This window comes from Alistipes sp. dk3624, assembly GCF_009557455.1.
GTDB classification, from domain to species: Bacteria; Bacteroidota; Bacteroidia; order Bacteroidales; family Rikenellaceae; genus Alistipes_A; species Alistipes_A hominis.
Genome location: NZ_CP045651.1, coordinates 719,925 through 744,048, shown reverse-complemented (window position 1 = coordinate 744,048; position 24,124 = coordinate 719,925). Strand labels below are relative to the sequence as shown.

The window sequence follows — 24,124 nt, the reverse complement described above, 5'->3', positions numbered from 1 at the left end:
AAACGGCCTGTGCCAATAACTAAACGCGAATTAATTAATTCTCTCGGATGTGAAAAACGCACTACAGGAAATATTGCATACATTAATTCATGGCTTGATAAATATAATTTAGTCACAGTCCCCAATTATGCTGATGGATATATAGACGATGTTACAGAATTGAAGTTTAAATATTCCATTAAACCAGATAGGTTCCAATTATATTCTCTTAATATAGGAGAATATAAAAACCTACATCAATTATGTATTGATTTTGAATCAACTGACAAATACTGCTGCCTAATCGGGTTAAATGGGTCCGGAAAAAGTAATGTTTTAGAGGTCATAAGTGCCATTTTTTATAGTCTGTACCATATTGCCACCTTGGTAGATGGGCTCAGAAAATACCCATGTCCATTTAAATATCGAATTAGCTATATCAATGATAATGAATTTTATGAGATCATTGATGGTAGATTAAAAAATGGGAATAAAGTAACATTAGATATTTTACCCAAAAATATCCTTGCTTCATATAGTGGGGAAGATACAAGGTTATGGAAAACATATTATAAGCCTATATATGAAAAGTATTGCAGCAAAATGACTGCTACTCAGGGATTTATTCCTCTATTTATGTTTTATATAAGTCGGCATGAATGGGATATTTCTCTATTAACACTGCTGTATTCTGAGGATATTGACGTTGTTAAGTTTGTTGCAGGAATAACAAAAGGTGCTGAATGCAAAATATCTTTTGAGTATAATAATACCAATATAAAGAAGTGGGACGGAACAGAAATCGAAGGTTTTATAGAAAAATTAAAAGAAAAGTCTACTTATAATATCGAATCGTTTAGGGCGACAATAAATGAAATTAATTTTATTGATCAGCCTAGTACTCTATTTTACTGTCTATATAAATGCCGAACAGAAAGTGATAATCAAATTATACAAAGAATAAACATTGAATTTATAAATAAGGGAAACATTGAAGGTCTCAGCGAAGGAGAAAAAAAGTTAATCAATGCTAATACCATAATTCATATTCTTTCTGCTCCTAATAGTTTGTGTCTTTTTGATGAGCCTGATTCACACATTCATATTGCAAGAAAAGATGAATTAAAAGAATTGATTAATACAGAGAACCGCTATAGTATAGTTACAACCCACTCTCCCGTATTTGTGAATTGTCTTTGCGATGAAAATATTCGGTATTTGAAAGATGGCAAGATTGAGGATCTGGAGAGGAGCAAAAAATTATCACTTTTATCTGGCGGAGGCATTTCCATTTTTGAAGGTTCTTTAATATTAGGGACAAAAAAAATTCTAGTTGTCGAAGGCCCCTATGATAAAAAATACCTTGAAAAGGCTATTTCAATTTTTGCAAAAAGAAATTCTAAATATAAAGCTCTTAAACAAATTGCTATTATCCCAGCCGGAAGCGCAGGAAACGCAAAAACAATGTATGATGATGTTTTATCTAAACAAGTTGACGGATTAGAACTAATAGCTTTCCTATTCGATTATGATAAAGGAGGATTGGAGGGGTGGAAAAATATTGGCAATATAAAATCTGAGAAAGTAATTCCCATATTTTATCAGGACAATTATGCAAAAGAATACGAAACCAGTATAAAAAATATAGCAGATAAAGATTCGTATATGGTCGAAGATTTATTTTCACCGGAATCATATAAAGAAAAAGTCGAATATATTCATAAAAAGAATACACATAAAGAGTTCCGGTGCAATGACCAAGGTAAAACGACGGAAGCAATAAAAAAGCATATTGAGAACCATTACTCTCAATTTAAAGACGAATGGTTTGATGGATTCAAACCTGTATTGGATCAATTAATTAGTATTTTTAAATTATAGCCATGGGCAAAACAGTAACTACATATTTGATTGACGGAGATCCAAAGGGGACGCAGTATGCATTTATCAGCAACAAGATTTGTCAGATGTTTGTGATTCCGCGTTCGAACCTGGCCTATCTGAACGAGCAGGAGAAACTGCACAAGCCGGCGTTTTATATCCTGATTGGAGAAGATGAGACGACAAAACCGCAAGCCTATATCGGAGAGACCGAGAATTTTAAGGAACGGGTAAAAGACCACGACAGCAAAAAAGCATTTTGGCAAAAAGCACTTGTCTTTGTCTCGAAAGACGAAGATATGACCAAAGCCGACGTGCAATATCTGGAATATCGTGCGATTGCTGAGGCCAAGCGGTCGAACTCGTTCGTGCTAAACGAAAACAAACAGGTTCCCAAAGCGCCGAATCTTCCCGAGCATCAGCGGGATGCTATGGATGAATTTTTTGACGACATTAAGTTCCTTGTGTTATTCATTGGTTGTGGCATCTTTGAAATATCTCAGCCCAAGGAAGAACATCTGTTCTATACAAAGGCCAGAGGCTGTAATGCAAAAGGATTTTATAATTCCGCAGGGTTTACAGTATTAAAGGGCAGCATCGTAGCCAATAATTGTGTCCCCTCTTTTACATGGAAAGCAAAGAGGGAAAGAATGGTCGAAGAATATGCGACTTTGAATAACGGCATTTGGACGATGGACTCGGACAAGACCTTCTCCAGTCCCAGTACCGCCGCCGATTTCTGCACAGGTCGGCCATCCAATGGATGGAACGAATGGAAAGATAAGGATGGGAATACATTGGATTTGGTATATAGAAAGCAGTTGGAATAAAATAATTACCTTCTTGTAGGATGAGCAATCTACTATATATTTATTGATTAACTTTACAAAAAGCATATTTTATTTATCATACTGATAACACATTGGTCATCATCAAGAGTATAGACATTGTGTGCCTCTCTTGTGGTTTTATCCCAATGCCACCATTCATGCAAATCTGCTGATTTTGTTGCAGACATAATAAATGAATTGAGAACAATCTGCTTATCACCTGCTGTCGGTGCTAACTGCTTTTCCAAATCCTTGATTGTTTTGTAAAATTCAATCTTAGGGTCATCAGGCATAATACGAAGCAAACCTTTCGGGTCGACAAATGTGATATATTGCTTTTCAGGTGTGTCTATCCATAAGATATAATCAGGATAGAAATTACCTGCAACAAAGAATCCCATACCCACCTTACTTTTATTTCTTAGAAGATAAAGAGATTTGTTTTCAAGTACATCACCATTATTCTCTGTAAATTCCTTCAGATAATCAACAAACAGCTTTTCATCTTCATTCAAACTGACAGGGGTAATCTGTATATTGGTATTTCCCTTTTTCAAGCACACCAATGGCGCATACAAGTGAGAACGGAAATCGAACAGACACAGATTTTTGTTGAAGTCAAACTTCTTTTCGTATTCGTTCAATCCATTATTATCTGTAAGAATAGATTTTATATCTTCAATGAATTTATCCAATTCTTCACCAGTGGTATCTAAGCTATTTTGTGGTGTAACGGTGAAGGTATATTCATCTACAAAATTATTGTCAGTAGCCGAGATTTCTTGGAATTCAAGCAATGGTGCTTCCCATCTTTCTTGCTCGAATTTGCAGAATTTGTCCATATAAGACTTTAATGCCATAATCGCATAATCTGTGGCATACTCAATTTTGCGAATTGAATCTATTTCAAGTTGCTTTTCTGGAATAATTAGTTCATACCAACCATCTGTTTCAAGAATAGGTTTCAGCTTGTTTCTATCAATGCTGATATTGAAATAAGACTTCTCATTCTTGTATTGCTGAATCTCATCAAAAATGCGATAATAATCAAGCAAGGCAAGTGTTGACGCTGGAATCGTGAATCTTGTATCAATCATCTGAATATTCATTTTTAATGAGCCTGATGATTCAATGGATTGAATCTTGCTTCGGCAATCTAGTACCGACTTGTTACGAACAAGGTATCGCATGAAGTCTTCTTTGGGTACATCGAGCACCATACGTCGTGCTTGCTTCTTGAAATTCTTCCCGTCCTTTACTTTTATGACACGGAGTTTCTTTGTCTTCACTTCATCATAACGGTTGACTACCGGCAGAGTCACTTCGATAATATCATCATTGGTTGGAGCGCCTTCCTGTTCAAGGAATTTCTTGAAATCCTCCATATATTGCGCCTTCACACCGAAAATGGTAAGTGTTTCTACGCAATTCATATATCGCAAAGGCTTTACTGAGGTATCGTCAAGGCATGTAGACCTTTTTAGCATTCCTTTATATCCTTTCAAACGAACACCACGACCAAACAACTGAATTGCCTGCGAACCTTCACCTTTGGCAAAATTTATCAATCCCATTGTAGACACACGCCAGCTGTTCCATCCTTCGGTAAACTTTCGTGAACCGATAAGTATTCTAACCTTTGATTCTTTATCGTTGATGCTACTGAATAATGAAGTAGAAACGAATTCTTCGCTTCTGCTTACTATTCCCTTTGCTTCACAAGCCTTAATAAGATTAGCTGTATCTCCAATGTTTATCACACCAAAATAATCACCATATTCGCCAATCTTCATTGCAATTTCGCCTTGCACTTGCTTTATGGCTTCAATGTGCAATCGTGGAGCATCGGCAACAGTGTCGGTATTGAATATCAGATGAAGCATATCTTCATATAGCACTTGCGCTGATGGTAATTGGCCATACACATCTATTAGCGCATTGAAATCGTGTGAAAATAGATCACGTCCATATTTATCGGCAAGACCTGTTTCTTCTGACTTCACTTGCTCTATACAACGGATGCTTTCTTGTTTGTTACGAACAAATCTGTCGATAAAACATAACACTTCCTGAACATCACTTAACTCATCTTTTGATGTTGATGCCGTTACACGGTTTCCAACAAACACTAATAATGGATTCTCTATATTGAAAGGAATCAGTTCGGTTCGTTTTTCAATAGAATACTTCACTTGTTGGAAGAAGGAAAGCAAACAACCTATCAAATACAAATGACGGTGATTATCATCAATACCTGCTCTGAGGTTATAGATACGATAATCTTTTCCATAGCCATCGCCATAGAAATATTTGTATGAGTAGTCCATTATTATAGACTTGCCATATTCCGCTACCATCTGCCTGTCTTCCTTTTTTGAAGATGTGGCATTCAGTGCTTGTTTAAATGTAGCTGAGTACTCAAAGGCAAAACCTTCTTCGCTTAAGCGTGTACGATAGTCGTACCAAACACCGTCTGTTGAAGACATGCCACGATGGGCTTCATCCACAAGAACAAGGTTATTGCGTTCAAAGCTGTCTACCGATACGGTTTTCACTTTGCCTTCTTCCTTGAGTTTGTTCATATCAATGATGGCAATACCTTCATTTTGTCCGCTAGACATACCGCCACCATCTTTGTTGAAGATAGTGGCTTTAATTCCAGAAAGAGTAAGTTCATTTAAATGTTGTTTACTCATTCCTTCATTTGGCGAAAGCACAATAATTTTATTGATAGCGATACCGCCGTTTATTCGTTTTGCTCGCTTCAAATAGAATATAAATTGCTTTATGTTGATGTGCATTAAAAGTGTCTTACCACTACCTGTAGCACACATATACGCTAACTTGTTCATTGAGCTAATGGTATATGGTTCCATCGCAAGAGCACCCAATGTTCTTGCGTTTTCGCTATCAATGAATTCGTTAAGCGACTTGCAGAAGGCTGATCTGTCTGCAAAGTAGTTGTCGAGATACATCTCAGTGAATAACAGGGAGATGTATTGAAAATACTTCAGGCTGATTCCACCACGGTTTTCTCCAATTTCTTTTGTATACCGACAGATTCTCTCATCGTATTCTCGCAACTTGTCTGTTGTGATACTACAATGTTTCATCTTTGCTATCTGTGCTATGTAGTGATGAAAATGAGTATTGCCATTTTCATCCAATCCTTCATATTCAATGCTGTTGAGCTTGTTACCCAAACTTTTCAGTTCGGTGGTGCCTATCTCACCAAGAAAGTAACGGAATAAAACCAAATAGGTTTCAAAGCTGACTGATGGTGAACTTTTCTTTTTTGCCATATTTCGTTATTCCTCCCACATTCGTTTATTGAATTCTGTTTCGATAAGCACCACTTTCCATTGCTCATCGTCAAGACGCAGATTCTCAAGGTTGTTATCCCCATTGATATATATTACATCAAACTCACGGTCGGCAGGATTGATGCGATATTTCGAAAAATAGGCATCCAGTGCAGCATTGCTCGTTAGAATATTATCTTGATTAATGTTACGCCATATAATCAGAGCTTTACGACCATCTGGTAATGTTCCTTCTATCTGACGAAAGCTATATATGCCATTTTGGTCTTTTTGCAAATCAACTGCACCCTCATATGGAGGATTAACAGCTTCTTTGGTTGAGAAGTAGGAGATTGAAGATTGACTATGAACAGAAAGACCAATAAGGTAATTGAAGGTTTCAACGACATCAACTTGTCTTTCTTTGCATTCATTCTTCTCTGTAATCTTCATATTATACTCAAATGGAGTGATGAAAGCCTCAAGGTTAAGCAAGCTGCCTTTTGATTCCATATCAAGCATATAGCCTATTAGGTATTCATCTCCTAAGTTGGATCCGAAGAATGAGCCTTTATTTTCAAGCGTAATATTAGAAAGAGCATCCTCGTAGCTTTCAAGTTTCACATATTTCATCATTTGGGATATGCCACTTATTCGATCAGTTGGATACCCATCTTTCCAATTTGATCCATATATCACTTTCTTAATACGTGGAAGGGTTACAGAATTAAAATACTCCCCCATTTCAACAAGAATATATTTTCTGTTACAATTATTACTTCTATTCAATTCAATTACAGCATGACCTGTTGTTCCAGAACCAGCAAAAAAATCTAAAACGAGTCCTTCGGATGATGAACCAACAATGATATTGTCTTCAACTGTATATAGACTTTTAGGATAATTGAAAGGATTGTTTGGTATTATGTTTTCCAAAATGTTAGTGCCTTTCGAAGATGCATCGTATTTATCTCCCACCCAAATTGATTTTGGAGTTACTTCAATATCAGCAAAATCATATTGATATACAGCATAACCATCCTTTACTTTTTTGCAAAATAAAGTACCATTTGAAATACCTTTTACGCAACTATCATATCCCCATCTCCAGCGAAGAAATTCTCCTTTTCCACTATTAGGGAGAATTGCATAGTATCCTTTATCTGTGTAGGATTTTATTACATCATTAAGATATGCATCGTTAAAAGAATCAGTATCTTTGTTATATATATTAATGTAATTATCTTTTGGAATCACGAAAAACTCTTTTGTCTCTGGATGAAAAAAGAAAGGGAAAAACATATAAGGTCTTTCATATCTAAATTTTCCTGTCCCTGTTCTTTTTAGTGGCAATTCCCTTAATGCTTCACCTCCTTTTGATTTAGAGAATTTCTTTGACAGTTCATCGTCAGATAGGATAAAGTTATATGTTTCAGCATATTGTTTGTTTTTTGCATATATGATTGAATAATCATGAGCTTGAGCTATGAATCCTTGATCTCGCCCTTTTGGATTTGTAAAAATCGCAATATTAGAGATAGCGTTGTTCGCTCCATACACAGAGTCCAAACAACAACTTAAATATCTCATTTCATAGTCATCGATAGCCATCTCAATAATTCCAGTATCTTTTAAAAGCGCTTTGCTATTAATTAAACGACTATGAATCAATGATAACCAGCTAGAATGTTCATAACCATTTTTATAAAGTATTTTACTTGCATCTGTATTATAGGGAGGATCGATATAAATGCAATCTACTTTTTCAGTATTCCCTTGAAGAAGCAAATTGATAGCTTGGTAATTATCACTATTAATCATCAACCCATTAGTTTTCTCATCTATATCATCTATAGACGCAATTAGACGATCTCGGAATGTGGTTGAAAAATTCTTTGTATCAACAATCAAGTTCTGATTCTCCTTCAAAAAATCTATGCTTGGAGGATTTGTAAATGCTGTTGTATGTAGATCTCCTTTGATTTCATCAATAGCATACATATCAATCCATTCTTGAATCTGCGGCTTGTTATCTGCTATCTCTTGATAGAACGATTCATCAATATGGTCGAGGGTGATACACCAATTTGTTTCCACCACAAACTTCTTCTTCAGCCAAAGTTTGCGCTGGAAATTCTCTATCTGCGCCAAGAATGTGATTATCTCCTTACCGATACGTTTTACCGCACGCACCTTTGCAAGATAACTTTCTGCACGTACTTCGTCATCTGTGTCAAGGTCATCGAGATGCATTACTTCGTTCTTGATAAAGAAGTCAAGTTCACGTGTGAGAAATCCACCTAAATCCTTATGAATGAAATAATCGAATGTGTTCTTTGCTACATATCCGTTAAGATGTTTCTGAATCAAAGTTACAGGTTTCTTTGGGTCTGTTGATGTTTGGTACATCAATGGCATCATCAATTCAGGTACACCAATAATATATTCACGAATTTTTGCATAGTTATCATCAACATAGTTCTTCTTTTTGTCTGCAGGTATGTCAAAGATAAAGCGAATGATTAGTTCCTTCGATTCAGCATTCCATTCGAATGTCTTCAATTCAGGCCGCTCATCATTTTCTGTATACAGCATGAACGCACGTTTAGAATCGTCAGTTTCCTTATTATTGTTCTGCTCGATTGTAGCATCAACCAAGCGAAAATGAACATTTATCCCTTCCTTTGTAACAAACGAATAATCCTTGAAGTTTTCAGCAGTCTTGATGTAATACTGGTCTTGGTTAGCCCAATACAGTTTTACTTCTTCACCTTCATAAGGAATGGCATAGACACCTTCTTTATAACGACGTTTAGAGATAAAATCTCCTTCGTCGTAGTAACGATTAAAGAATGAATATAGTGCAGAATAGACGTCGCTTTCGAGTGCTGACATATCTGAACCTTGAGATAATTGTTTCTGCAAAGCAATATATTCTTGCTTTTTGGGAGTATTGTCTTGAAGAGCATCAATAGTCATACCCATTGATTCAACATCCGACTCTATCTTAGCCAACTTTTGCTTGATTTCATCAGTCTTTTCATTTGCAAATGGGGCGAGAATCTCTTGTATTTTCTTGGGTAGACGATTCTCGAAGTAATCAACAATCTCACGTTGACGAATATTGATGATTCTGTAAATACCGAAATCAAGGTCAGACTTATCTAACTCAAATATAGTTTTCAATAATGCGACGAAGCGCTTCTGATATTCATTCATTATGTTATTTATTAATTAGTTAGTACTCCAACGAACAATAAATAGATTGTCTGATGAAGTTGTTTGAATCATTTTTCTCTCAAGTTCAGCAACGAGCTCTTTTCTACGAACAGATATTTCATCTTCCCTATTTTCAAGTTCATTACGCTTTCTACGCTTCTGACGGCGCAAGTCCTCTGCTTTAGCTTCAAAGCTGATACGTTCTTCTATATTTTCAGCTTGGCGAGCAAGTCTTTCTGTCTCACGTATATTACGTTTTACCATATCAAGTTCTTGCTCAATACCATCAATAACATCACGTTCCCAACGATAGATTCTGTCTTCTTCCTCTTTGAAGAATGAAAGATTTCTGTTATCCACATTCTTTGTTGTTGTTACGATGTGCTGTTTTGAATTAGCATCCAGTCGAGAAACAATGGTATCGGGTATTTCGATATTCATCTTTTCAGTTCCACCGCAGAGGAATAGTTTTTCGGCTTCTTCTTGTGTCAAAAACTTGCCATCCTCAGTGAATGCAGTAAACAAGCAATATTGTTCGTCTTCAAATGATGAAATTTGAAGCTTTGATAAAACCAAATAGCCTGATTGGCATCTAAGATATTCAGGCAGTACTACGTTTATACCAGTGTCTTTATTGTTGAATACGATTTCACTGTTGCAGTTGTCTGTATCTAAAACCATAGCTTTGCCGAGGACATATTGAGCTAAAGGGTGAGAAAGTCGATACGGAGCACCATCTCGCAGTTGTGAGAGTAAATCATATTTACCGCACGCGCAATTCGCAACCGACTTTTTGAGAACGAAAGAATGTTGTTTATCATCGAATTTAGCTTTGCCATCAAGCACATACTTTGTTAATTCCCAAAGAATATGTTCATATCTATTTAAGAAAGTACTTGCTTCATCTTTTGCTACACGAAGATGTTCTTGCACGTCAATATCAAAGTTTTCCAAAATTTGATGGCGAGTATCTTTCATGCGTTCGTCTATCTCAACCTGCATATCAGTTTGAAGACGATCGAATGCTTCATTGATTTCTTCTTCAGTTCTACATTGCTGATAGATTTCCCAAATGCGAGTTTCAAAGTCGATAGCGTCTGCCTTACCGAGAATTTCATCAGAAGCGCCGAATATATCATCAAAAAGGTTGAATTTCTCGTTAAGGATATTGAATACACGCACATCTGCGTAATTCCTGATATTTACGAAGTTGACAACAACAACATCATGTTTTTGACCATAACGGTGGCAACGACCAATGCGCTGTTCAATTCTCTGAGGATTCCACGGTAAATCGTAGTTTACAACAAGAGAACAGAACTGAAGATTAAGACCTTCGCCAGCAGCCTCTGTTGCAATCATAATATCTGCCGATTCTCTAAAATAATCTACTAATGCCATTCTTCGGTCAGCAGATTTGATGCCACTAACTTTTGAAGGATTAGCTTCGCGCCAGTTTTTATATATTTGTGTTGTTTTAGAGTCAGAACCACGACCATTGAACAATACGATTTTACCTTCGTAGCCATTCGCTTCAAGATATTCTTTCAGATATGCCTGTGTCTTTGTAGATTCAGTAAATATCAATGCCTTTCGTGAAGCACCTTCTTTGGCTTGCATCTCAAATGATTTATCCAATGCTTGAAGAAGAGCTTCTGATTTGGAATCTTGCTTTATCTGTTTGGCTTTGTTGATAAATGATTGTAATAGCTCAATCTCAGCCTTTAGTTTATCAATGTCAATCGCATCCTCTTCCTCGGCTGATATATCTTCGTTATCATCAACATACAAATCTATTTCTTCATCATCGTCTATCAAATCCTCTGCTGTAAATAAGAGCATAGATGCCGTTTCGAGCATCTTTTCAAGACGTGATTTTATATTGGTCAATGTACTTATAAGAGCAAAAGTTGAAGAAGCCAATATCTTACGGATTATCATTGTAGTCAACTTCTTCTGCTGTGCAGGAACTGAGTAGATATCGTTTCTTCTGAGAAAATCAGAAATAGCTCGATATAACTCATATTCAGCATCAGTTGAGTCGAACTTCTGTGTCAGTGGTAATCTATTTGTATAATTGATATATTCTTTTACATCACGTCTCAATGTACGTTTATACATCGTAGACAATCGTGCACGAAGGTCGGTATTATTTTCTCCAGAACCGTATTCACTTCTAAATGATTTCTCGCTACCAAAAATATGATCATCAATTATGCTTGTCAAACCATAAAGCTCCAGTAATGAGTTTTGGAAGGGTGTAGCTGTAAGCAACAACTTCTTTGTTGTTGTGAGAGCATCACGAACTGCATGAGATGTTTTGCTTGATTGGCGATAAACATTTCTCAGTTTGTGAGCTTCATCAATGATTGATATATCGAAACCATGCATCAATATTTCATCCTTTTTACGAGCCACAAAATTATAGGAACAAATAATTGCCTTATTCTTTGAATATGGAGATCTGCCGTTCTTGATGGCTTCATTGTAGTTCTTGGTGTCAAGGATAATATTGTCAATACCAAATTTATCTATCAATTCTGTACTCCATTGTTTTCTTAATGCAGCAGGACAAACAATTATAATCTTTCGTTTGCCTATAGCCCAATATTGGCAAATGACCAAACCTGCCTCGATAGTCTTTCCTAAACCGACTTCATCAGCTAAAACGATACCTTTGGATAGTGGTGATTTGAATGCAAAGAGTGCTGCATCAATCTGATGTGGATTGATGTCAACAGACGCACTCATTAGTGATTGCGAGATTGAAGATAGTTCACCGCCCACAGCTTTTTGTGTAAGCAAGTTTGCGTAATACTTCGCGTGATATTTAGTTATCATACTAATAAAAAACTTCGTCACAAAACGCTTTAACAGATTTAGTCAGACGTAGATATGAAAGAGTATCCTTTTGATTCATCGCCTTCGACTACGTTATAGTTGAATGATAAATATTTTGCTCTTAGTTGACCTATTTATTAGGTGAATATGTTTGCGAAAATACACATTCGAACTTGAAAATACCATTATTTGTACCGTTTTCTTCTAAAAATCTACGGAATAGTTGGTAATGTGGAAAATTCACTCTCATCTGTCCCTTCCGTTCATTTTAAGATAATTACTGATTTACCTGGAGTTCTACATTCCTAAATTAGCCCACATTTCTGAGTTTTTTGGTTCGTACTGTAACCCAAATTAGTGGACATGTGCTTTTTTTGAAAAACCGGCCAATCGATTACAATTGAACCGATCGTCGAGTATGCCGGTAACGATGCCGTGTACTTCTGGCGAATTGATGGGAAGACAGTGGGCCGCGATAAAACATATACTTACGAAGCCGGGAATGATTCTTTCACATTCTATATTGACTTTTCGATTACGACAGATTACGGCTCGGACGAATTGGAGATACAGGTGGATATAGTGTCTTTGCTTTCCCCAAAAATTTTACTGGCGGTTCCGGAAGAAGGGTATATTGTTCCTGTAGGCGTCGATCTGGAACTCAAACCCGAGGTAATCAATTCCGAAAACACCGAATATACGTGGACGGTGTACGGAGAGAAAAAAAGTGATCAAAAAGATTTCATATTCAACTCGTCGAAAATCGGTATGTATGAAGTGGTGCTTATTGCTAAAAATGCTGACGGTGAAGGGGTGTTAAAATTCAATGTCAAGGTCTGCACTTCGGAAGAGATGCCGTTCGAATGGATGTGGGAAACAGAAACATTCAACTTAACGATTGGACGTACGGCTTTTATACGCTCTTATTGGATTAAGAATGCTTTCGATGCCACCTATTCATGGCAGGTAGACGGCAGTGATGAGATTGTGCAAACCGGGCATGAGTGCCTGTTTGCCTACAAACCAGAAACACAGGGGACACATCCGGTAACTGTTACGATGAAAAACCAGTATATCGAGCGAAAAAAGACGTTTACGGTTAATGTTTATCCTCCGGTTCAGCCCAGGCCGATTACCGCTACCAGTAAGGCTACGGCGGATCATGGTTATTTTTTCCTTCTGGCGCCAGCCCAACACGTCAATCGCGGTAATAGTGAAACCGTAATCCCTTTTGCGAACCAAGCGGCGGTCAATGCTTTCATCTACGACCATCCCGGTTCAACCGAATTCGGAGCGTCACTCGGTGCTTGGGGCGGATATCTGATGGTCGGATTCGATCATAGCGTCGAAAATAGCGGCGCATACGACCTGGCGATTAAAGGGAATCAGTTTCCGGGTTGGTCTGAGCCCGGTATCGTATGGGTGATGCAGGATGAAAATGGCGATGGAGAGCCAAACGACACTTGGTGCGAACTTAAGGGAAGTCTTTACGAGGCGGAAGGATATGTCCGGGATTACGCTGTAACCTACTGTAAAGGAAGAATCTACGAGCCGATTATATGGTAAGATAATTTAGGCAATACCGGTAAAGTAGACTACATTCACAGTCATTATCCGCCTACGTTATATCCGCGTTGGATCGATACCGAAAGTTATACGTTGGTCGGCTTTCGCCTGCCATCGGCTACAGAGCAGTCATCTACTTCAGGATACTGGGAGAGCAGGGATTTAGGCTGGGGGTATGTTGATAATTACAGCCTGATCGATATGTTTGTCAACGATGGGAATCCAAATGCAGGCTGGGTTGCTAGTCGCCTGAGAATAAGCGATGCCGTTACCTGCGACGGAAAACCGATTCGTCTTGATTTTATCGATTTTGTCAAGATACAGACTGGCGTCAACGCTACGGCCGGAGGCTAGGGCGAAATTTCGACCGAAGTCGGTGCCGTCCAAGATCATAATATGATAAAAAATCAATAATCATACGGTTGTTCCCATCTTATTAAAGCTTATAAAATCTACGGGTTTTATAAGCTTTTTGCATTTATGACTATATAGTGTTCTTTCACTTGCGACAGATGTCTTCCAGATAGTGCTTGACCCGGATGTATTCGCAGGATTTGGCGATAACGTAGCCGCCGTTTTCCGACCATTCGAACGGGGAGAGATGCTTTCCGGCGAGTATGTTTGCCGTCTACGCTGATTTTAAAATACCCATTTTCAAACAGCGTTTTTAGTTGTGACTAATTTATTGTTGTCCTTTCAGGTGGGCCGCTGGCGTTTTTTGTTATTGGTTGCTTTTCATTGTATTACAAGGGAGTGTTTGTATCGGATTAGTCATATATCTTCTTTCAAAAGGCATCTACCTGTTTTTTATCTCGTAGGTTTCATATTTCCCGTCGAACATGCTTTGTTCCAATGGCTCCAGTTTTCTTTTTTCTGCTCAGCTTCGTTAAAGCCCAACGAACCATCCGGATTCTGATGTAAAGAGTATGGGGGCGGAACATTGCTCCCGGTCTCGAAGACCAATGCAAGCTCGGATTTATTCCATACTCTGATGTCTTAGCTATTCAAATTTATAATCTTTACAGTTTATGAGCCAATTTTTTCAGGGAAAGACAGGGCGCTTCGACCTGATATGGGCTTGACATTTTTGCGAGTTCATACAGGGGCAGGCGATAAGGATTTCCTGAGCGAGGATGACAAAGATGAGCCTTACTCTGGAGAAAGGTCGATTCCGGTTAATGCCTTATCATTGACGCGGGTTGGCAGGTCGTTGTTATCTTTGCGGTTTGTTGTCTTGCCAATGTTTATTTCGCTCTGAGAGGAGATGACTGGACGGATGAGCAAAAGGCAGAAATAGAATCGTTGCCGTTTCGTTACCTCGTCCTATTACAAAAAATGTAACGTCCCTATTTATTAGACTGTTACATTAATCTAAAGGCGTTCGATGACGAGACGGGCTTTTACATTCCGGGTAAGGCCGTTTTGCCGGAAGCTGCGGCCGGGCTTATTCGAGCGAGAACGAAAAATGGTCGTAAGGTTCCGTGCGCAGCGACAGGCCGACCGTCGACGGCGAGACGGCGAACAGCGGCGAGAACGTGTGAACGGTCACCGTTTTGCCGTCCGGATGGAATTCGAGTATCCGTAGCCAGCCGTCGCCCCCGTTGCCGTGCCAGCCGCCCCCTTCGGCCTGCGCGTTGAACATCATCTGGTTGACCGTGCGCCCGGCCCGGTTCTTATCCGTACGGAAACCTACGTGGCCCCGGTGCGACATTTCGTCTACCACGTGGCCGCAAAGTACCATCGACGAATTGGCCGACGGTTCGATCAGTTTTTCCCACAGGGCTTTCCCGCAGGTTACGTCCGTTATTTTGTAACCTTCTTTTTCGATCCGCCTGCCTTTTGAGTCCATGTAACTATGTGTCAGGTATATGACTTTGTGTTCGCTGTATTCGGGCTTGTTTGCCAGCGCTTTGGCTTCCGCTACGACGGCTGCCCGCGGATTGAATTCCAGCGAGACGATCAGAAACCGGTCGCCGCCGGGCGCCTGGAATTCGTACCAGGCGTTTTCGAGCGTCGGGATGCCCGCTTCGTTTTTGAACATACCTTTCAACAGGCCGGTGTACAGGCTCTTCCGGTTGGCGGGGAAGAACGAGTTCAGTTGGCTGTAACGGTTCTCGGCCCGGTCGAAACCGTGATCGTGGTTACCGGTGCACAAGATGTACGGTACCACGTCGTCGAGGATGCCGAACGCATCCGAGACGAACTGCCACTGTTTGTCCGAGGGCAGGTTGCCGTTTACTCCGTCCGGTACGGTACGTTGGTTCTGTTCGACCAGGTCGCCGGTGCAGAGCACCAGCCGGATGTTCAGACGTCGCTTGTTCTGCTTGATCCAGTGCATCATCAGTTCGAACGTCGGGTGGTTGTAATCGAATTTGGTGTAGGTTTGCGGATCGGGTATCAATACCATGCACCATGAACTGCTGTCGCTCAGCGCTACCGGTTCGGGATTCTGCGCGGCGGCGAACGGCCCGTTCAGACAGGCCAGGATCAGCAGGATAATCAGTTTTCTCATCGCTGCGATGGGGGCTGGTTTTACAACAGTTTATCGATTTCTTCGACGATCCGGTCCTTCTCGCTGGGACGCGGTGCGTTGTGGGAAACGATTTTCCCATTCCTGTCGACTAGCATATAGTGCGGAATTCCTTCGATTCCGAATTGCGTATAAAGTTCGTTGATCTGCTCCGAAGTCGGCTTGTAGTGGATTCCGGTCAGCTTTTCGGCGAGAACCGTCCTGCGCCACTGATCGTTCGGGCATTGTCCGCAGAGGAATACGAAAACGACGTTCTTATTCTGGTAGTGTTGCTGTAGTTCCAGCGAGAACGGCATTTCGGCCATGCACGGTCCGCACCACGGTGCCCAGAAATCGACGTAAACGACCTTGCCCGCGTGGTCGGCGACGATCGATTCGAACAGGTTCCCGCGGATCGTCGAGTCGGGTTCGATCAGTTGCGTTCCTTCGGCGGGTTCTCTGTTCAACACAGCGTTCAGTTCGTCGTTGGCGGCCTGCATTTTTTCGCGCATGTAGGCGTTGGCGAATTGTTCCGGCGCGATGTATCTGTTCAGGATATCGGTCGGTGCGTTGGGCAGCATCTCGAGGTAAAACCGGCAGCGGATCAACTCTTCGGTGAATCCAGACGTTTTCTCTCCCAGACGCTTTTGCAGGAATTGCAGCGCGTCGTCGTCGGATTTGATTGCCGGATTGTCGTCCATTTCGCGGTAGATCGACTCAAGCAGGTATTGATTGTACATATCCAGGAAGGCGGCGTGCTCCATCGTGACGATCCGGTTATCGTCGGGATCGTAGCTTTTTACAAAGCGAATGAAATTCTTCGGCAGTTCCGGCGCCTGGGCTTCCGGATTTTGCTGTTTGATCACCTGACAAATGTTGGCGTAAGTCAATTTTGCCTGCCACGTTCCGTATCGCAGCATGTCTTCCACCCATGCGTTCAGCTCTTTGACGGGACGGTGCTCTTTGCGGAACCGGTTCCATACGTCGCGGTATTCCCGCTCTTTGCTATCGGCGAAGGTTTCGAACTCTTCCGGCGAATATTTGCGGATGGCCTGTTCCATGCTGTTTTCACCCGTGTATTTCAGCCGCAGCGGTTGGTAATATTGCTGTAGATCGGCCATATCCCGGTTCAGCGCCGCCGCGCGTTCGTTTCCGGCGAACGTGATGACAGACTCCGGAACTGTTCCGTCGCGGATCGTATCGTTCCAGATGCGGGCGTCGAGTTCGATGTAGAGGCTGTCGCCCGGAGCGAGGCACAGGCGGTGGGTCTGCCGGTAGTTCATCAGCACTTCCTGCGGGTAGCCCAGCAGGGTTTCCATGCGAAAGGCGCCTTCTGCGTCCGCCGATACTTTCAGCGTATTCTGGCCGCTCTGTTTCAGCAGGCCGTTGAATCCGAATCCGATGTCCTTACGGTCGGGATGTTCGTCGAAATGACGAATTTTGCCGGCGATTACGACGCGGCCGGTTTGCCAGGGATCCGCTTGCCGGGAACAGGAGCAGATCAGCAAGGCGGAGAGCAGCAGGAGTGTGATGCGCATGATACGATTGGTTTGATTGATCGCCAAAGATAGCACAATAATCCGACAAATCGCCCATCCGCCGAGGGGCCCTCGGCGGATGGGCGATTTGTCGGTACTGTCCGGGGATCGCTTTAGTTCGCCGACAAACTATTTGACTTCGATCGTGTAATTGTTATTGTAGCAAACGAGCGCCCACTCGTCGTTCTCGTATTTGTGTCCGGGGCTTTTCTGAACGAAGCGATAGGGCGTTTGCAGCAGCGGCAGTTCGGCACGGTTCAGGAACGACGCGAAGTCGGCCCCGTGCATTTTGATGCCGCCGATGAAAAGTTTCGCGATGTCGTACCCCCGGTATGCGTACAGGCTCGGAAGCGAATTGAAAGCCGATACGTAACGGCGGTCGAAATTGAGTACCCGTTCGTTGCCCCGGTCTGCATGATAAGAGGTGACATAGCGCAGGTTCAGCTTGAAGAACAGGTTTCTTTCGATATTCTGCAGCCGGGCCCAGCGCGAACTCCCGATAACCCGGATCGCCGGATTCTTAATGCTTCGCGAAGTCAGGCTGTTTTGCACCGAACTGACGTAAGCCAGAATTCCGTCGATATTCGTTTCATCCGAAGCCAGCACGACGATCACGTTTTCTTTTTCTCCGCTGAGCAACCCTTCGAGGGCCGTTCCGCCCATGCCTTTGACATAGTTGAAGCGGTGCGCTCCCTGCGGGATCAACGGCTGTATCTCGGCCGCGAATTCCGAATCGTTACCGGTCGCAGAAATCACGATGACATTTTTGTCTCCCGCGAATTCGTTACGCAGCTTGTCGTTCTTGACCGAAGGCCCCGGCGCGGCCTGGAACAGCAACGGACTGTCGACGCTTTCCACGACGGCCAGCGGCGATACGACCGGAATGCCGTGCTGTGCGGCGAATGCCGCGACCGGCGGAAAACATTCGTCGTAGACCGGGCCGATGATCAGGTTGGCGTTTTGCAGTTCGGGCTGTTGCAGGATTTCGGCTGTTTCGGCGGCCGATTTGCCGGTATTGAACAGGTCGACTTTGACCGAAATGCCCGAGGTTTTCAGTTCTTCGAGGGCCAGCAGCGCTCCCTGGTAAAATTCCAGGAACTGGCGTCCCGACACGCCGGCTCCTTTCAGCGGGAGCAACATGGCCACTTTAATGACGCCGGTTACGTCGACCGGCCTGATCGATGCGCTTTCCGTTGCCGGTTCCGTTCCCGGATGCTGCGGCAGGGAATCCCGTACCGGTCGGTCGGTTCCTTGCTGCGGGATCGGGACACGCAGGATGCTTCCCTCTTTCAGTCCGTCTTTCAGGATCGGTTCGTTGTAGGCCGCGATCGAATCGACCGGCAGACCGAAGCGTTTGCCGAGCGAATAGAGCGTTTCGCCTTTTTCCACGACGTGGTGGGTGAAACGGTCGGATACGCTGTTCAGCGCGTCTTTGTAGGATTCGATCTGCTCCTCGATCTCTTCGGTGTCGCTTTTGCCCTGGCTCGCCTTGCGGATGTTGATTTGCTGGCCGATCGACAGGTGCGCCGGGTCGAAACCTTCGTTGTCTTCCATCAGTACGTCGAGTCCTACGCCGTAGCGTTTGGCGATCGAGTAGGCGGTTTCGCCCTGGTTGACGGTATGGATATCGAACAGACGTTTCCTTTTACGGTCGGAAAGCGGTTTCTCGGACGCTTTGACGACCGGGATCTTGATTACCTGGTCGGCCTGCAGACCGTCGGCGACGTGCGGGTTGCTCGCCCGGATGGAGTCTTCGTCGGTGTCGTACACTTTACAGAGCGAGTAGAACGTGTCTCCCGGTTTTACGGTGTGTACGTAGTAGCTCTCTCCGCCGATCGTGACGATGCTCGTCGATTTCTGCGTTTGATTTTGTGCCTGAACGGTAGCCGCGGCCACTATCCAGCAAACGATAAACAGCAATATCTTTTTCATCCCAGGTTCAAAGTTACCCGCAAAAATACAAAAAAAGCCGATACGACGAAAGCCGCGCGCCGTTCGTGTCTATTCGACCCTGAATTTTTTGCTTACTTCTACGGGCATCGGTTCCGCGGACGGCGTATCCAGATCGTAAGGGGACAGCGCGTAGCGGGTGCCGACTCCGTTGGCCGTAACGGTCAGCAGGTGGTCGCCCGGGGTCAGTCCTTCGCTGGAGAGCGAAACGCCCGTTCCGCCCGCCGCCGTCTCGACCGTCTGCCCGTCGATGGCTACGGTGAAACTTTCGGGCTGCACGCCGACGGTCGTCCAGTGTACCGATATTTTCCCGTCCTTACAGTGAACGGGCGCTACGGCCATGACGGTAACATCGTCCGCCTGCCCGTTGTAGATATCGACCAGCGCCCGGGTCAGGTTCAGGTAATAGAAACCCCATCCGCCGTTGTCGCCGCGGAATCCGGGGGCCGTCAGCGATACCGGTTCGTAATCGTCGCTGTATTCGACGCTGTAACTGTCCACGAAAATATCCTTGTCCGGCCCGTACCCGTGCGATCCCTGACCGGTAAATTCGTTGAATTGGTGCAACATTACCATGCGCGGACGGTGTTCGAGGGCGGTTTTGAACGATTCGAGGTATGTCCATCCGTCCCGGCGGCCCCATGCTTCGGGCGCCTTCCAGCCGTTTTCGGCGAAACAGGCCGGATTGACCGTCGTGCATTCGGCCACGTCCCCTTTATAGGTCACGGTCGGTTTCAGCGAACCGTCCATCCAGCTCCAATACCCCAACTTATCGTGTCCGGTCAGTTGGTTTTGCGACGACATCCAGCGGATCGTAAAGCGCGAGCTGTCTACCGGAGGATTTCGTCGGCGCAGGTCGTCGATCTGTTCGGCCGTCCATCCGAGCGTCTGCTTGAAAAACGGAACGCGGAAGGCCGTTTCGGTCTTGCCCTCCTTGACGCCCATGGCTCCCGTATCCAGAATGACGGTCAACGGTTTTCCGTCGTATTCGTACCACAATCCTTTGAAACGGGGATTGCGCACCATGTATTGGTAGATCCAGTTCAGCTCTTCGTTCAGCGCTTCCATCGTCGCCGGGGGGCCGTTGCTCAGGCCCGGCATGATGATCGCCTGCGGAACGGGAAGACCCTCGTCGCGCATGTCGGCCATCACTTCGAGCGCCAGTTCGGTGTTGTGCACGATGGCGTTCACTCCGTCGCCGCGTTCGTCCCAGTGCTTGCAATCCCAGATATGGTTCGACCAGTCGAACAACACGGCGTCGGCGCCCGAATCCATCAGCCACAGCAGGTGCTGACGGATCACGTCGGGATCGGTAAAGTCGTAAAAGCCGACCAGCGGAACGGCCTGAGCCGTCGTCCACATGCTGCCCGGAGCGAACCACGGCTCCCATTGCGATACGAATGCGGTCGGATGTTCCGGTCGCTGCGGAATGTCGCGGCGGCGGACGTCGACGTCGATTTTATTGGAATGCAGTCCGGCGTTCGGCATCGGCCTGCCGGTCAGGTAGGGCCTGTAATCTTTCAGCCCGCACCACAGCGACGTGTCGCGCGGTACGGCCACCACCTCGATTTCGGCCGTGCCGACGTTTGGCAACGGCAGCAGCAACAGCGCCCTGCCGTTGCTGTCCGGAAATTCGTGCGATCCCCACCTGCGTCCGTTGACGTATGGCATCAGAATCACTTCCCGGACGGAATCGCCCTGCGAAGGCGTGTAGCTCGCTTCGATCTGCACGGTGCGTCCCATGTCGATTTGTTGAACATTGGCCGTGATTTGCAGTCCTTCGCGCTGCGAGCAGGACGACAGCCACAGGACGGTGCAGAGCGACAAAATTAATCGCGCAGTGCGGTCGGCGCCGTGCGCGAAACGGAAAGTACGGGTATTCATAGTTCGGTTCATTAAGGGTTCGAATGTTCGATAGATAAGGATAAAGGTAAAAAAAATTATCGGATAAACCGTCCGCCCATTCCGTTTTTTTTGTACCCGGATTTTTTCCGAAGAGTCCGTCTCAGGTTTTTTGCATCTGTATTTTTCGGAATATTTCCGGATGCGGAAGGCGTAAAATGCGTATTTCGGAGGTTTTTGACGGAAACGGATCGTTCCGGACGTTAAAAGTGCTGAAAAATTTGTTATTCTGATGGGAAACCCGTACTTTTAGAATTATGTTTCAATGTAAAAATTATTGATTATGAGTAAAAAAGAAAAAAGCATCGAATTGCTGAACAAAGCCGTGTCCGACGAACTGTTGGCTGTAAACCAGTATATGTATTTTCACTTCCGTTGCGACGATTACGGGTACGACCTGCTTTCCAATCTGTTCAAACGCACTGCGATCCACGAAATGCTGCATGTGGAACGCCTGGCCGAACGGATTCTGTTCCTCAAAGGAGAGGTGGAGATGACCCCGTCCGGTTCGGTCGAAAAAATCCACTGCGTGAAGGAGATGCTGAAAAAAGCGGCTGAAATGGAAACCGGCAGCGTGGACGATTATAACAACTGGGCCAACGAGTGCGGGGCGAACGCCGATTCGGTGACCAAGAAAATGTTCGAAGCCCTGGTCGGCGAGGAAGAGGTGCACCTCGACCAGTACGAAACGGAGATCGATAACCTCGAAAAATACGGGGACAATTACCTGGCGCTGCAATCCATCGAGCGTAGCAAAAGCGTCGCTACGCAAATGGCGGCTCCCGCTGCCGGCGAATAGCGATGCGTCGTTGATATCTGTTGCGAAGAGGAATCCACTGCTGGATTCCTCTTCGCGGTTTTAGGCTTCTAAGTAGAAATCAGAAACAAATTATAATGATTTTACAGGGATTCTTCCTTTTTGCGGAGCCGGGAATTTAGGGAGTCGTAACTTGTCTTTAAAACTCTATGTCAGAATATTTACGACAGAAATAAAAACAAAAAGCGCCCCGTAAGGACACTTTTTGCGGTATGGACGAGACTCGAACTCGCGACCTCCTGCGTGACAGGCAGGCATTCTAACCAGCTGAACTACCACACCGTACTGATGTGCAATCTTGTTCCCTGATTGCGTTGCAAATGTAATGTAATTTTTCGATTCTCCAAAATTTTTCGAAAAAAATCAGGAATTTTTCAGCCAGCCGTCAGTCGCGTTTGAAAATCGAAAAATGTACGCTCCCGTAACTGCGGCTCTCCGCGAAGCCCGGATAACGGCTTACATCCAGGTTCTTAGAGTGCTCCAGGATCAGCCATCCCCCCTCCCTGAGCAGGTGCCGGTCGAAGACGGCGGCGGGGATCGTCTCGCTCCCTTCGATGTCGTAAGGCGGATCGGCGAAGATGATGTCGAACTGTTTGGCGCAGCTTTTCAGGTAAAGAAACGCATTGGCTTTTACCGGATGGATATTCGTAAAACCGAAACTTTTGGCCGTGTTGCGGATATATTGGTGGTGCACGGCGTTGATTTCGACCGATACGACGGAAGCCGCTCCGCGCGAGGCGAATTCGTAGCTGATCGAACCGGTTCCCGAAAAAAGATCCAGTACGTCGAGTCCTTCGATCTCCAGGTGGCTGTTCAGTACGTTGAAAAGGTTCTCCTTGGCGAAATCGGTGGTAGGCCGCGCGCGCAAGTTCTTGGGAGGCTGGATAACCCGGCCCCGGTGGATGCCGCTAATGATTCTCATGGTTCAGACGGATCAGATGGGTGAAGTCGCATACGTTTTCGCTGCCTGCGACGGATCGGTTTACGGACGGGCGGAAAAGCCGCGTACGGCGGAAATAACGGGCCGCGGCGCGGCGCAGTTGAGGGGCGTCCGTCCCGGAAATTTCGATCCGGAAATTCGTTCCGGCATATATTTTTGTCAGGGCGCCGAGGTAATAAAGCAGGTCGGCATCGCTGTGGCGCGGCAGGGTTTCGGCGAATAACAGCTCCCCGTCGTAGGCCGACAGGTGAACGAAGCTGCGGGTCAGCGCCGCCGCAAGCAGCGGTTTCCGGGCGTGCCGGACAGCGCTTTCGAGCAGCGGATGCGTATAAGCGAGCCGATCTCCGTAAGCCGAATGCAGGCAGTCGTATATTGTGCGTGCGATGCTTATCAGCGCGATCTTCCCGTCGCGCGGCGCGGTGGCGACCGTGCGGCGTTCCGCTTCGCCTGGAATGCCGGACAGGGTCATGTACCGCTCGGCGTCTTCCTCCCGGTAATATTCGGCCGGGATCAGGCAAACCCGGTCGGTGTCGTACAATACGGTCGCCCCGCCTTCCGGGCATTGCAGCGCTTTCTGTCGCAGCAGCGACCGCAGCGCGTCGGCCTGTTCTTCGCCGTGCGGCAGCGGGCAGGACGCCAGCGTTCCGATCTTTCCGCCGGACACCGGGCAGAAGGCGAACCTTCCGTCCGAAAACTGGATCAGCAGCCTGTCGGGCGCGTCGGTCGTTTCCATCGTTCGTGTAATTTCATCGTTTTAAAATACCGGTTTTCGACTGTGCCGCCGGAATAAATCCGGAAAAATCGTTTTCAACCCCGGAAATATTGACGTAAATTTGTAACGGTCGGCCGG

Annotated in this window: 13 protein-coding genes, 1 tRNA gene and 1 pseudogene; 5 read left to right on the top strand and 10 right to left on the bottom strand. The window is 44.6% G+C overall.

Annotation, left to right across the window (positions count from 1 at the left end):
* The first annotated feature begins 9 nt into the window (after nt 1–9).
* Nucleotides 10–1,860, top strand: a complete 1,851-nt coding sequence (locus GFH31_RS03115) for an ATP-dependent nuclease (RefSeq protein ID WP_153498240.1) — start codon at nt 10–12, stop codon at nt 1,858–1,860.
* Nucleotides 1,861–1,862: 2 nt separating this feature from the next.
* Nucleotides 1,863–2,690 carry a GIY-YIG nuclease family protein gene (locus GFH31_RS03110; RefSeq protein WP_153498241.1) on the top strand — a complete coding sequence of 276 codons (828 nt, stop codon included), beginning with the start codon at nt 1,863–1,865 and terminating at the stop codon, nt 2,688–2,690.
* A 53-nt stretch (nt 2,691–2,743) separates the two neighbouring features.
* Here GFH31_RS03110 and GFH31_RS03105 read toward each other — a convergent pair whose 3' ends face one another.
* From GFH31_RS03105 to GFH31_RS03095, 3 genes are read right to left on the bottom strand one after another with little or no spacing between them, the layout of a single operon-like run.
* Entirely contained in the window at nt 2,744–5,992 is a 3,249-nt protein-coding gene (locus tag GFH31_RS03105) for a DEAD/DEAH box helicase family protein (protein ID WP_118457538.1), read from the bottom strand.
* Nucleotides 5,993–5,998: 6 nt separating this feature from the next.
* Nucleotides 5,999–9,211: a site-specific DNA-methyltransferase gene (locus GFH31_RS03100; RefSeq protein ID WP_118656159.1), complete on the bottom strand. Its 3,213-nt coding sequence runs from the start codon at nt 9,209–9,211 to the stop codon at nt 5,999–6,001.
* A 15-nt stretch (nt 9,212–9,226) separates the two neighbouring features.
* Nucleotides 9,227–12,073 carry an SNF2-related protein gene (locus GFH31_RS03095; RefSeq protein ID WP_228385789.1) on the bottom strand — a complete coding sequence of 949 codons (2,847 nt, stop codon included), beginning with the start codon at nt 12,071–12,073 and terminating at the stop codon, nt 9,227–9,229.
* A 369-nt stretch (nt 12,074–12,442) separates the two neighbouring features.
* On the opposite strand from GFH31_RS03095, the pseudogene GFH31_RS12945 reads away from it, so the two are divergent.
* Nucleotides 12,443–12,538 (top strand): annotated as a pseudogene (locus tag GFH31_RS12945) (PKD-like domain-containing protein); the annotation flags it as partial.
* Nucleotides 12,518–13,618, top strand: coding sequence for a PKD-like domain-containing protein (locus GFH31_RS03090; protein WP_153498242.1), 1,101 nt, complete (start codon nt 12,518–12,520; stop codon nt 13,616–13,618). The pseudogene GFH31_RS12945 and the gene GFH31_RS03090, both read left to right, overlap by 21 nt.
* A 1,444-nt stretch (nt 13,619–15,062) precedes the next feature.
* Here the strand turns inward: GFH31_RS03090 and GFH31_RS03085 are convergent.
* The 4 genes from GFH31_RS03085 to GFH31_RS03070 form a co-directional block, all read right to left on the bottom strand.
* A complete protein-coding gene (locus GFH31_RS03085) occupies nt 15,063–16,130 on the bottom strand; it encodes a metallophosphoesterase (protein WP_101572875.1) in 1,068 nt (355 codons plus the stop codon).
* A gap of 20 nt (nt 16,131–16,150) precedes the next feature.
* On the bottom strand, nt 16,151–17,665 hold the full coding sequence (locus GFH31_RS03080) for a TlpA family protein disulfide reductase (RefSeq protein ID WP_153498243.1): 1,515 nt from the start codon (nt 17,663–17,665) through the stop codon (nt 16,151–16,153).
* A 129-nt stretch (nt 17,666–17,794) separates the two neighbouring features.
* Nucleotides 17,795–19,597 (bottom strand): LysM peptidoglycan-binding domain-containing protein, encoded by a 1,803-nt coding sequence (locus GFH31_RS03075; RefSeq protein WP_153498244.1) that lies wholly within the window; start codon nt 19,595–19,597, stop codon nt 17,795–17,797.
* 69 nt (nt 19,598–19,666) lie between these two features.
* Nucleotides 19,667–21,499, bottom strand: coding sequence for a hypothetical protein (locus GFH31_RS03070; protein WP_118656165.1), 1,833 nt, complete (start codon nt 21,497–21,499; stop codon nt 19,667–19,669).
* A 301-nt stretch (nt 21,500–21,800) separates the two neighbouring features.
* On the opposite strand from GFH31_RS03070, the gene GFH31_RS03065 reads away from it, so the two are divergent.
* Complete coding sequence (locus tag GFH31_RS03065; RefSeq protein ID WP_101573154.1) at nt 21,801–22,316, top strand: bacterioferritin; 516 nt, start codon at nt 21,801–21,803, stop codon at nt 22,314–22,316.
* 226 nt (nt 22,317–22,542) lie between these two features.
* Here GFH31_RS03065 and GFH31_RS03060 read toward each other — a convergent pair.
* The 3 genes from GFH31_RS03060 to GFH31_RS03050 all read right to left on the bottom strand — a co-directional run bounded on the left by GFH31_RS03060 (nt 22,543) and on the right by GFH31_RS03050 (nt 24,007).
* A tRNA-Asp gene (locus tag GFH31_RS03060) sits at nt 22,543–22,616 on the bottom strand.
* 103 nt (nt 22,617–22,719) lie between these two features.
* Nucleotides 22,720–23,256 carry an RsmD family RNA methyltransferase gene (locus tag GFH31_RS03055; RefSeq protein WP_153498245.1) on the bottom strand — a complete coding sequence of 179 codons (537 nt, stop codon included), beginning with the start codon at nt 23,254–23,256 and terminating at the stop codon, nt 22,720–22,722.
* Complete coding sequence (locus tag GFH31_RS03050; protein ID WP_153498246.1) at nt 23,243–24,007, bottom strand: DUF3822 family protein; 765 nt, start codon at nt 24,005–24,007, stop codon at nt 23,243–23,245. Before GFH31_RS03050 ends, GFH31_RS03055 begins: the two co-directional genes overlap by 14 nt.
* Nucleotides 24,008–24,124 lie beyond the last annotated feature (117 nt).

Bases quoted from the DNA above. Each gene is read 5' to 3' on its own strand.
- GFH31_RS03080 (WP_153498243.1), bottom strand. From the start codon at position 17,665: ATGCGCATCACACTCCTGCTGCTCTCCGCCTTGCTGATCTGCTCCTGT.
- GFH31_RS03105 (WP_118457538.1), bottom strand. From the start codon at position 5,992: ATGGCAAAAAAGAAAAGTTCACCATCAGTCAGCTTTGAAACCTATTTG.
- GFH31_RS03075 (WP_153498244.1), bottom strand. From the start codon at position 19,597: ATGAAAAAGATATTGCTGTTTATCGTTTGCTGGATAGTGGCCGCGGCT.
- GFH31_RS03070 (WP_118656165.1), bottom strand. From the start codon at position 21,499: ATGAATACCCGTACTTTCCGTTTCGCGCACGGCGCCGACCGCACTGCG.
- GFH31_RS03100 (WP_118656159.1), bottom strand. From the start codon at position 9,211: ATGAATGAATATCAGAAGCGCTTCGTCGCATTATTGAAAACTATATTT.
- GFH31_RS03085 (WP_101572875.1), bottom strand. From the start codon at position 16,130: ATGAGAAAACTGATTATCCTGCTGATCCTGGCCTGTCTGAACGGGCCG.
- GFH31_RS03110 (WP_153498241.1), top strand. From the start codon at position 1,863: ATGGGCAAAACAGTAACTACATATTTGATTGACGGAGATCCAAAGGGG.
- GFH31_RS03050 (WP_153498246.1), bottom strand. From the start codon at position 24,007: ATGGAAACGACCGACGCGCCCGACAGGCTGCTGATCCAGTTTTCGGAC.
- GFH31_RS03055 (WP_153498245.1), bottom strand. From the start codon at position 23,256: ATGAGAATCATTAGCGGCATCCACCGGGGCCGGGTTATCCAGCCTCCC.
- GFH31_RS03065 (WP_101573154.1), top strand. From the start codon at position 21,801: ATGAGTAAAAAAGAAAAAAGCATCGAATTGCTGAACAAAGCCGTGTCC.